Here is an 8,680-nt window from a genome sequence, read left to right as displayed (position 1 = left end):
AGGATACTTGACTTGTAGCGCCTGGGTTGCCTGCTGGGCATCATGATCGTGTGTACTAAACGCCTGCATGATGTCAATTGAGCGTTGTTCACCATCCGAGTAAACCGGCTTTTTAGAAACTGGTGGTTCAGAGGGACCCATTGAGCCATCCTGATCCATCTTCATCGCAAGTTGATCAAATTTTTTTCTGAGCTTGCTGGGTGATAAAACATTTGGTGCCCAGAAGGAATCACGCTGAACCCATTTAATTAACAAGGCTACTTGATGCTTGTCTCGCTTATCAATCTCAATGAGTTTACGAAAATCATCACTCCACGTCTGCAGATTAGGCGTTTTGAAGTTGGCATTGTTTTCCCGAATCTTTTCAACAAAGAATTTGGCAAGTTTGTAGTAATCACTCTCCTGGTCATAAACGCGCTTGGCACGTTTTTGACGAAGAGGTTTTTGTTTAGTTTTATTTACTTTACTTTCCTTTACTTTACTTTGTGGATTAATGTCGACATTAACTACACTTGAATGGGGGTTATTGTCATCATTAATCCAGTAAAGCGTTGGTTTTTGCTGTTTTCGCCTTTTCGTAGCATCTAGATAAGTTTGCTGAATGCGCTGGCTTGTCAAAACCTTAGCCGAATTGAACAGTTCTTTATCAAAAGTTCCATAATCAATCAAGCGGTCGACAATTTGATTAACTAATTCTGGTGAACTTCCATCCACTCGATTAGCTAACTGCATCTGTAGTAATTTATTCCACCGTAAGAAGTATCCATCTTGGTATACCGCCGACAGCAGATAAATCATGATCAGAACACCTTTCGCACCAAATTCACCCATCACTGCTTCTACTTTTGCGTTTGTAGCAAAATCAACATCAAAGGGAAAGTAATCAAGTCCTTTCTTATTTGGACGTGCCATGCATGCACCTCCTTATTCCTACCCACCCACCACATACTTATTTAATCTTATAAACCAGCAAATGCTGCATCTGAATCCTTTTCGTTAGCTTGTTGAATCTCCATCAGCTCTGTGTCAAGTTCCTTCTTCAAATAACCAGCGTCTTGCATTGAAATGTTTTTGAAGCTCGTAACTTTGGCCTTGGCCATTGAATTCTTCGCTACTACTTTTAAGTCTTGATTGGAATGCTGACTAATCTCTTCCATGAGCTTCTTCAATTCATCTGTCTGAGCTTTCGTTGCCAGCTTGGGTGCCGTTGGTCGTGTCGGTTTGCGGGCGCTTGTCGAACGAGTAGTCCGCCTTGCCGGTTTGGACTGTTCTTGGCTGGCTGCATTGCCATCGTCATCAACATCACTTGAGATACCAAATGCGGCGGACAAGGAATATCGACGCGCATAGGTTTCAGCCGATCCATAGCCCTGGGCATCATTCTTTTTGACTGGCACATAAGCCGGATCAAATGCCATAAATTCACCACTCTTGTGCAGAATAATGGTTGAAATGCCTACCCGACCATCTTCCGTAATCAGGGCTTGCGTGTAACTCAAGCGTCCGGCAAAGCTTCGTCAATTGCCTTCTGAACGCCTTCCAAAGCAACATAGGTGGATTTAAAGAACGGGTTCTCTTTATCCTTCTTCGGCTGTTTAACTGCCTTACGGAAGGCATACATCGCAGCCGCCAAATTCTTGATTGATTCACTCATTTTCATGTTTATTTCTCCTTTGCTTTGGCTGATACGGATGCCGGTTTGAGTTCCCCGATAATGCCGGGGACGATTTCACCGTTTACCGTCACGAGTTTGCCAGAATCCGTGATGACTAATTCACCATCAGCCAAACGCTGCTTGATACTGTCGGTATCAACTTTTTCTTTGGTTTCAACTTTGATCAGCTCCGGCAATGTTTTTTTGAGTTTATCGACGTTAAGACGTCTCTGCTCAGCCGTGCCGCCTTCCTGTACAACCGAATACCAGCTCTTTTTAGCTGGATTAGGGACGTGCATGGTATATTTCCATTCATCAGTTTCAACCTTTCGAGCATCGCCCATTAGAAGCACCAGTTGCTGTTCCAAGGCTTTTACTTGGGTAACTTTATCCGCCAAATTCTTTTTATCTTGGCCAATTTCAAGTTTCAAATTGGTGATTGCCTGTTCAACTTCATCGAGTGTCTTAGTCCCACTCGCCAGCTTCATATTCATATTTCAATTCCTCCAGTTCTTCGTCCGTACCGGTTTCGTACTCATCAGCTAATTCATCGTAATATTGGTCTTCACCAGGATTATCGGGATACATTTGCCACCCCTCTTTTCTTCCTTTGAAACAATCGCTGAATACGGTTATAATGAACATGTAAATATTTTTGATTTGAAAACAACTTCTGTTTCGTCGCGTTGGACAACTGCCATTGTTCAGCGCTTTTTTCTTGCCTATTTTTCATTCAAAGTACCTCCCAGCTCTAATAATTTTGCTTTTGCTTCATCGAGCTTGCCAAAAGCATGAGTAAAGTAGTCATAATGACTAGATTGGGCAAACTTGCGATTATCCAAACGGCTAACTTCTTTGGCGTTTAAGGTACCTTCGATTTTACGGATAAAATCACGTTGAACATTAATGCGTTCAGAAGTTGGTGCAATCGTTTTTTCCATTACCATCACCTCCATTAGTTGAACCAATCCTTTGGATCCTTAATCATCAGATAAACCATGTAGATAATGGCAAACAACGCGAGATACAAGCCGCCATAAACGATAAATTTTCCTAATTCATAAAACATGATGTTCTTTCCTCCATTCATCCGGATTCTGTTTAAAATGTCGGATCTCACTTTTTAGATCAACACCGGCATATTGTGATAAGAAACGGTCAATCTCAATATTTGAGATCATCTTTGAACCAAGAATCATTGGTTTGATATACCCCATTTTGATTAGTGCATACACGTTTCCGACATCGGTACGCATTTTCTTGGCCGTTTCTTTAACACTATGAACAGCCGCTTCAACAGGTGCTTTAGTTGCCATATACTCACTTCCTTTCAAATCATATGTTCGTGATTTTTCGCAATCTCCCGTTCTCGCCGATTGGCTTCATCCGTCCAACTTAGCTTGTATGCATTGGTGATAATCGCCATCAGTGGCAACGCATAGCGAACAACATCATACAGTTGGTTGAATGCCTGCTCAGGATCATCGATATTTTTGAGGTTGTTCGGACTACTTGGATCCGAAAAGTCATCTAGTGCCACATTTAATGCTTCCGTTGACTGACGCATTTCGTCCATCACCCTGGTTGACAATGCTGCCAAGTCTGTTGAGACGTTTTGATAATTTGGCAACGGTGGAATGAATCCACCAGTAAATACATTTAGAATGGCGATTTTGAACTCGTCCGAACCCATCAGCCCTTCAGTCGATTTAAAAAGATTTGGTAAATCGTCAAAATGAAATGTTGCTTTATCGTGTCGTAACTTCGACACCATCGACTGTGTAACTCCGAGATACCGGCCAAGGTCGGTTGTACTCAGTTCCGGATTAATCTTCATAAATTCTCTTAATTTATGACCAATCAACACCTTTTGCTGTAAATCAAAAACTTGATCCATAAACTTCTCCTCCTTCAATTTTTCCCCGTTCTTTATGAAGGCCAAGAAACGTATTATTTACTTAGAGCTTGAAATTAAGCTCGTTGATTCTTCAAACTCATTTGGCCTTTTGCGATGCCACTTAACTGTTTGATAATCTGCAAGGTTGCAGTTGATGGTTGCCAATTGCGAATGTACTCATCGGCCGTATCAAAGTCCTTCTTGCGCAACTGCGTGCGTGTTTTAATTCCCGTTACTTGGTTAAGCCCCGTATTGATATCCCTATAAAGCTTGCTTCTTTGCTTCTGCGTCAACAGCAAGTGGTGTGTGGCTTCGTATTCATTAACCGCTGCCCGAACACGGTGAGAAATGTAATTATATTCGCCAGGCGCCAAGCTTTGGTTATCTTCCAAATCGGTCACACGACGCTCAACTTTGGTTACCTTCTTATCGGTTTGCTCAGTTGCTTGAAACATTAACTTCAAAGTTTCCATTGGTGATTTTGGAAAAAGTTGTTGTTTTCGTTGCTCCTGAAGCTTTAACTCCATCGCATCAAATGCATCAATGTACTTGTTTTTAAACTCAAAAGCTCGTTTCCCAGTGAACCCCATCGCTAATAAAACGAAGCCTTTTCGATTCATGTAAATAATTCGATACTTTTGATGATTTTGTGGATGGATGTAAGTCCCTTCAGCAAAAACATGGTTTCCTTGGGGGTCTGTCCAATTTTGGACACCCCCCTTTTGCTCAATAATTCGATCCAAATCACGTAAAACGTGTTGATGATTTTTCTTAAATTGACGTGCAACTTTTAAACTGGTTGTGACAGCTTGCTGATCTTTCATGATTACTAATTCATTCATTGGTATCATCCTTCCTGTTCTTTGATGAATCACTAACTACTCGCAGTAATTTTGTCAGAATGCTCGGTGCCTTGTATAACAAGTCGAACGTTTTGGTTAAAAAAAGCATCATCAACTGTTACATTTAAAGCATTTGCAATTTTCCACGCCGTATCAAGACTGGCTTGTTTATGACCATTTTCTATTGTACTAAGTCCAGGTCTTGAAATTTTTGCCATCTTGGCAAGCTTGGTTTGTGAAATCCCCATGTATTCCCTGATGACTCTCACATTGTTTTTCATTTGCTCACCTCCTTCTTTTTGATTACAAGATTAGTGTACTACCAGATATACTTAATGTCAATCATGTAAAACAGCTTTTTTGTAGTTTTTTTGTTCACCATGTAATACACTTTAAGTGCGAGGAGTTGAAGTAATGACAAAATTGGGAACATACTTAAGCAGCATTCGGCGTAAGCATAACCTTTCATTAAGGGAACTTGCAAAGCAATCAGAACTGTGTGATGTGCCTATTAGCCACTCAACACTTTGGGCAATTGAAAAAGGTAAGAATTCCCGAGGAAATGTTCCTCATCCAAATCCCAACCAATTAAAAACCATCAGCACTATTTACCATGTTAATTATGAAAAACTCATGGAGTTGGCTGGATACACCCCTTCAGTGGACAAACTAACTGTTGAGCCAACAAGCGATGGTGCAACAATTTCAGCAACCACTAAGTGGATAACATCGCATGAATCATTAGACGTCTATGGGAAAATTACCGCTGGTATTCCTACCTTTGCCGATGAACATATCATTGGTCAAACAATTATCCCCGATGATTTAATACGCAGATTTGGACGTGACAATTTATTTGCATTGCAGGTTGATGGAGATTCCATGAGTAAGGTTATTGCTCCCGGATTTATTGCCGTTTTTGCAAAAGACTGTGAGGTTGAAAATGGCGATATATGTGCTGTTCTAGTAGATGGAGAGAACGCTACATTAAAAAGGTTTAAGGAAACCTCCAAAGCAGTTATCCTTGAACCAGAGTCGTTTAATCCTATTTATAAACCGCTCATTTTTCCTAAGAACATTGACCAAGATTTTAGGATATTAGGTAAATACGTATTTGCCACAAGCTTATTAAAGTAAGGAGCTGATGGATCAAACATTTTCATAAGAGTTGCTAGACGAGGAAACTCGTTACTTTAGTGACGAGTAGTTGACTTAGAGTAATATTAATAATTTATTAAGGGGTGGGTTAAATGAATAATCAGAAAAAACAGCCAAAACCTTGGTATAAAGTATGGTGGTTTTGGGTACTAGTGGTTATCGTTTTGTTCGTGCTTGGCGGTATGATGAGTGGCTCCGGTGGCTCTTCTAGTTCATCGAGTAGTAAGCCGAATACTCATAGGGTTTCGCCATTCAAGAAGACTTATAAGGTTGGTCAAATTGCCAATTATAAAGGCTATAAATTCAAGGTTAATAAAGTTAAATACTTTGCTGGTAATAGTATGGATACGCCTAAGAGTGGCAATCAATATGTTATTTGCAACGTTACTATTAAAAATGATAGTCATGAAAAGCAAGACTACAATGCCATGGATTTTGAACTAAATGCCGATGGTGATACTACCGATTTTGACGAAATTCTTACATCCGGTAACTACGATAACAATACTTTAGATAGTGGCTCACTAGACAAGGGCGCCACTGTTTCTGGCAATCTAATTGGCCAAGCCAAAAAGAATGCTAAATTAAAGCTTGAATATCAACCATCTTTTCTTGATGATAAAACAATCAAGGTTAATCTTAATTAATCGTTGTCCAAATACTGACGACATTAAAAGCTGAAATTTGAAGGGACGAGTTTTTATGAATCGGTTAAAGTTAAACACATGGACTGGAATTTTAGATATTATTAATTGCGTATTGTTTGCTCTTTCTTGGTTTGTTATCGCCGGAACTGCATTTAGCGATGCGTCTAATGGAGGTAATGCAACTAATTCTGCAGCAGTATTCTTTTATGGAATGGCTTGGATTGGGGTAATCCTAAACGTCATTGCTTTACTGCAATCTCGCCGTCATGGCATTTCATTAGTAGGCCCCGTTTTAGGTATTATTGGTAGCGCATTATTCGGATTCACTGCTGCTATGGCTTTTCCTGCATTAGTAGTTCTAATTGTTGCAACGGTTTTCACTATGTTACAACATCCAAGTAAATCATATGTACAAAGCCATAATTCAAATTTAAATAATCAATAATTGATTCATTTTCCCCACTCGGAACCAGTACCTGTTCGACTCAGGCATGGGGAATTAGTCCAAATACTGATGACTATAAAAATATAAGTTGGAGGGAATTATGAAATTAAAGATGCTGGAACCTCCATCGAACTGAAAAATCAAAAAAAGGACGATTTCTCTGTATAGTTGGTAAAAATACTTATAAATCGGATTGGGTAGACTGGGAAATTGATAAAGCAGTTGAACTTGGGAAGCCTGTAGTAGCAATTAAACTGAACAATTCCAACACTACTCCTATTCCACTTTATGGAATCAATGCGGAATGGGCCAGGACATTTAATTACGAAGCAATAAAAAAAGCTTTAGACAAGGTTTATTACCGTTAATTGTCTAAAACTTTACGGTATGTTTTCCAAAATATATCTGGTTTACAAGGATATTTTTCGCCACGTAATCCAGTAATTATCCAATCGCCTGCACTAGCATGCATTGTTCCTTCAAGAGTTTGGATGTCCAATGGTTTGTCTGTTTTATAAGCTTTAACCCTAACTGGTTTTTTTTCAAATAAAAATTCTTGGTTCTTCATAATTTCACCTTCTATAAAGTGATTTTAACATAATCTGTAAATTGTTGCCCTCATCTGGGCTTTTATTTAGATGTTTTAAAGAACACACGTTTTATTCATATACAACCCGTTACTTATGAGAAAGGAAGATAAACATGGCACGCGGAACAGTCAGAAAGAAAGGTAATAACTGGTATTACGCATTTGATACCGGTATGGCAAACGGCAAGCGAAGTCGAGTTGAAAGGTATGGTGGTCAAACCAAAAAGCAAGCACAAGCAGCCCTACGCATTGCCCTGCAAGAATTTGAAAATGGCGGCTCAGTCATTCGGCTGAGTAATATGAACGTCCATCAGTATTTCATGTATTGGCATGAAAATTACGTCAAAAAAGAGCTCAAACCAAATACACAATCCAATTATTTAAATATCATCAAAAAATATATTGATCCAAGCATTGGCAACTTTCGTATTCGTTCCATCAGTCCGGCAACTATTCAGGATTTAGTCAACAATTTAGGAAAAACAGATTTATCAAAGCACACTGTAGAGATTATTGTAACGGTCATTAGAGAAGCTTTTAAAAAGGCGGTTTACCCTTATCAATTAATCAAGGAAGATCCAGCAAGGTATATTACCATGCCGAAGTATCGCGATGATAATCGGAAAACTAGAGAGAAACTAAAAATTATTACCATGCAACAGTACAAACAGATTCTGTCGATCACACCGCCGTCTAATCCCTTCTATATTCCCCTTCAGATTGCGTTTGGAACAGGTATGCGCCGTGGTGAGGTTTGCGGCTTGACATGGGCTAATGTGGACTTTGACAGCCATACTATCGACGTTAAACAAGCTATGATGCAGGAAGCTAAAGGTGCCTTTAGTATCATTACTCCAAAAACTGTTGCTAGTTATCGAACAATCTCAATTGGAGATTCTCTAGTTGATTTGCTTAAGCAACACAAGAAACACCAAATGGAAGAGCGTTTAAGATATGGCCGATATTATTATGAGTCAAACTTCGTATGTACAAAGGAAAACGGGAAACCCGTCACTCCAAACACCATCAAATATCAATGTGATCGTATTCAGAAAGAGTTAGGTTTCCCGTTTAACTTCCATTCTTTGCGGCACACACATGCCACCATGCTACTAGAAAATGGTGCTAATATCAAAGATATTCAAGCCCGTCTTGGCCATTCGCGAATCACTACAACAATGGACACTTATTCACATGTTACGCACAAAATGCAAAAGCAGACGGTTAATATCTTCGAAAAAATTATGAAGCAAAGCAAATCAGACTCTTAATTCTTCCGCCAATTTTCCGCCATTAGCAACAAATTTAGGCAGAAACTTCCGCCAATTTCGATTTATGGCGGAAGAATGGCGGAAAACCGGTTATCATTAGTAAGCATATGATTCTAAGAATGCCTACTTGTCGCCTTTTTCTTCCTCGTCCGTCTGCAAAACTGCCATGAAGGCAGC

At 39.6% G+C, this 8,680-nt stretch carries 17 protein-coding genes; 5 read left to right on the top strand and 12 right to left on the bottom strand.

Annotated elements, in window-relative coordinates; all coding sequences use genetic code 11:
- The 11 genes from JCM14108_RS14450 to JCM14108_RS13070 all read right to left on the bottom strand — a co-directional run.
- Positions 1–912, bottom strand: a 912-nt coding sequence (locus tag JCM14108_RS14450; protein WP_152536958.1) for a DUF4373 domain-containing protein, incomplete at its 3' end; no start/stop codon positions are given.
- Between the two features lie 47 nt (positions 913–959).
- Positions 960–1,499 carry an ERF family protein gene (locus tag JCM14108_RS13100; RefSeq protein ID WP_051996217.1) on the bottom strand — a complete coding sequence of 180 codons (540 nt, stop codon included), beginning with the start codon at positions 1,497–1,499 and terminating at the stop codon, positions 960–962.
- Positions 1,496–1,660 (bottom strand): ERF family protein, encoded by a 165-nt coding sequence (locus JCM14108_RS14620; RefSeq protein WP_152536957.1) that lies wholly within the window; start codon positions 1,658–1,660, stop codon positions 1,496–1,498. The genes JCM14108_RS13100 and JCM14108_RS14620 overlap by 4 nt, the downstream gene beginning before the upstream one ends.
- A 2-nt stretch (positions 1,661–1,662) precedes the next feature.
- Positions 1,663–2,148, bottom strand: coding sequence for a hypothetical protein (locus JCM14108_RS13095; protein ID WP_035181381.1), 486 nt, complete (start codon positions 2,146–2,148; stop codon positions 1,663–1,665).
- Positions 2,120–2,242: a hypothetical protein gene (locus tag JCM14108_RS15985; RefSeq protein WP_268872159.1), complete on the bottom strand. Its 123-nt coding sequence runs from the start codon at positions 2,240–2,242 to the stop codon at positions 2,120–2,122. Before JCM14108_RS15985 ends, JCM14108_RS13095 begins: the two co-directional genes overlap by 29 nt.
- Positions 2,229–2,387, bottom strand: coding sequence for a hypothetical protein (locus JCM14108_RS14735; RefSeq protein ID WP_156654962.1), 159 nt, complete (start codon positions 2,385–2,387; stop codon positions 2,229–2,231). Before JCM14108_RS14735 ends, JCM14108_RS15985 begins: the two co-directional genes overlap by 14 nt.
- Entirely contained in the window at positions 2,377–2,595 is a 219-nt protein-coding gene (locus JCM14108_RS13090) for a hypothetical protein (protein ID WP_035181380.1), read from the bottom strand. Before JCM14108_RS13090 ends, JCM14108_RS14735 begins: the two co-directional genes overlap by 11 nt.
- A gap of 117 nt (positions 2,596–2,712) precedes the next feature.
- Entirely contained in the window at positions 2,713–2,970 is a 258-nt protein-coding gene (locus JCM14108_RS13085) for a hypothetical protein (protein ID WP_051996215.1), read from the bottom strand.
- A gap of 14 nt (positions 2,971–2,984) precedes the next feature.
- A complete protein-coding gene (locus JCM14108_RS13080) occupies positions 2,985–3,551 on the bottom strand; it encodes a helix-turn-helix transcriptional regulator (RefSeq protein ID WP_035181378.1) in 567 nt (188 codons plus the stop codon).
- Between the two features lie 74 nt (positions 3,552–3,625).
- Positions 3,626–4,393 carry a Rha family transcriptional regulator gene (locus JCM14108_RS13075; protein ID WP_035181377.1) on the bottom strand — a complete coding sequence of 256 codons (768 nt, stop codon included), beginning with the start codon at positions 4,391–4,393 and terminating at the stop codon, positions 3,626–3,628.
- Positions 4,394–4,425: 32 nt separating this feature from the next.
- Positions 4,426–4,674 carry a helix-turn-helix transcriptional regulator gene (locus JCM14108_RS13070; protein WP_035181376.1) on the bottom strand — a complete coding sequence of 83 codons (249 nt, stop codon included), beginning with the start codon at positions 4,672–4,674 and terminating at the stop codon, positions 4,426–4,428.
- Positions 4,675–4,807: 133 nt separating this feature from the next.
- On the opposite strand from JCM14108_RS13070, the gene JCM14108_RS13065 reads away from it, so the two are divergent.
- From JCM14108_RS13065 to JCM14108_RS16160, 4 genes are all read left to right on the top strand, one after another.
- Positions 4,808–5,530 (top strand): helix-turn-helix domain-containing protein, encoded by a 723-nt coding sequence (locus JCM14108_RS13065; protein ID WP_035181374.1) that lies wholly within the window; start codon positions 4,808–4,810, stop codon positions 5,528–5,530.
- A gap of 113 nt (positions 5,531–5,643) precedes the next feature.
- Positions 5,644–6,198 (top strand): DUF4352 domain-containing protein, encoded by a 555-nt coding sequence (locus JCM14108_RS13060; protein ID WP_035181373.1) that lies wholly within the window; start codon positions 5,644–5,646, stop codon positions 6,196–6,198.
- Between the two features lie 55 nt (positions 6,199–6,253).
- Positions 6,254–6,643, top strand: coding sequence for a hypothetical protein (locus JCM14108_RS13055; protein WP_035181371.1), 390 nt, complete (start codon positions 6,254–6,256; stop codon positions 6,641–6,643).
- A gap of 164 nt (positions 6,644–6,807) precedes the next feature.
- Positions 6,808–7,011 carry a TIR domain-containing protein gene (locus tag JCM14108_RS16160; protein WP_081759914.1) on the top strand — a complete coding sequence of 68 codons (204 nt, stop codon included), beginning with the start codon at positions 6,808–6,810 and terminating at the stop codon, positions 7,009–7,011.
- Here the strand turns inward: JCM14108_RS16160 and JCM14108_RS13050 are convergent.
- The gene (locus JCM14108_RS13050) at positions 7,008–7,211 is read right to left on the bottom strand and encodes a hypothetical protein (protein ID WP_035181370.1); all 204 of its coding nucleotides are present in this window, start codon (positions 7,209–7,211) and stop codon (positions 7,008–7,010) included. The genes JCM14108_RS16160 and JCM14108_RS13050 overlap by 4 nt on opposite strands.
- Positions 7,212–7,345: 134 nt before the next feature.
- Here JCM14108_RS13050 and JCM14108_RS13045 point away from each other — a divergent pair, with 134 nt between their 5' ends.
- On the top strand, positions 7,346–8,503 hold the full coding sequence (locus JCM14108_RS13045; protein ID WP_035181369.1) for a tyrosine-type recombinase/integrase: 1,158 nt from the start codon (positions 7,346–7,348) through the stop codon (positions 8,501–8,503).
- Positions 8,504–8,680: the final 177 nt, after the last annotated feature.

It is taken from the genome of Lentilactobacillus farraginis DSM 18382 = JCM 14108 (genome assembly GCF_000583655.1).
Classification (GTDB): domain Bacteria; phylum Bacillota; class Bacilli; order Lactobacillales; family Lactobacillaceae; genus Lentilactobacillus; species Lentilactobacillus farraginis.
The sequence above is the reverse complement of the archived record's forward strand: the minus strand, read 5'-3'. Positions and strand labels throughout refer to the sequence as shown.

What these genes read in the sequence shown, in the direction of transcription:
- JCM14108_RS13085 (WP_051996215.1), bottom strand. Translation starts at nt 2,970, where the DNA reads ATGGCAACTAAAGCACCTGTTGAAGCGGCTGTTCATAGTGTTAAAGAA.
- JCM14108_RS13095 (WP_035181381.1), bottom strand. Translation starts at nt 2,148, where the DNA reads ATGAATATGAAGCTGGCGAGTGGGACTAAGACACTCGATGAAGTTGAA.
- JCM14108_RS13070 (WP_035181376.1), bottom strand. Translation starts at nt 4,674, where the DNA reads ATGAAAAACAATGTGAGAGTCATCAGGGAATACATGGGGATTTCACAA.
- JCM14108_RS14735 (WP_156654962.1), bottom strand. Translation starts at nt 2,387, where the DNA reads ATGAAAAATAGGCAAGAAAAAAGCGCTGAACAATGGCAGTTGTCCAAC.
- JCM14108_RS13060 (WP_035181373.1), top strand. Translation starts at nt 5,644, where the DNA reads ATGAATAATCAGAAAAAACAGCCAAAACCTTGGTATAAAGTATGGTGG.
- JCM14108_RS13045 (WP_035181369.1), top strand. Translation starts at nt 7,346, where the DNA reads ATGGCACGCGGAACAGTCAGAAAGAAAGGTAATAACTGGTATTACGCA.
- JCM14108_RS15985 (WP_268872159.1), bottom strand. Translation starts at nt 2,242, where the DNA reads ATGTATCCCGATAATCCTGGTGAAGACCAATATTACGATGAATTAGCT.
- JCM14108_RS13080 (WP_035181378.1), bottom strand. Translation starts at nt 3,551, where the DNA reads ATGGATCAAGTTTTTGATTTACAGCAAAAGGTGTTGATTGGTCATAAA.
- JCM14108_RS13075 (WP_035181377.1), bottom strand. Translation starts at nt 4,393, where the DNA reads ATGAATGAATTAGTAATCATGAAAGATCAGCAAGCTGTCACAACCAGT.
- JCM14108_RS13065 (WP_035181374.1), top strand. Translation starts at nt 4,808, where the DNA reads ATGACAAAATTGGGAACATACTTAAGCAGCATTCGGCGTAAGCATAAC.
- JCM14108_RS13055 (WP_035181371.1), top strand. Translation starts at nt 6,254, where the DNA reads ATGAATCGGTTAAAGTTAAACACATGGACTGGAATTTTAGATATTATT.
- JCM14108_RS14620 (WP_152536957.1), bottom strand. Translation starts at nt 1,660, where the DNA reads ATGAAAATGAGTGAATCAATCAAGAATTTGGCGGCTGCGATGTATGCC.
- JCM14108_RS13090 (WP_035181380.1), bottom strand. Translation starts at nt 2,595, where the DNA reads ATGGAAAAAACGATTGCACCAACTTCTGAACGCATTAATGTTCAACGT.
- JCM14108_RS13050 (WP_035181370.1), bottom strand. Translation starts at nt 7,211, where the DNA reads ATGAAGAACCAAGAATTTTTATTTGAAAAAAAACCAGTTAGGGTTAAA.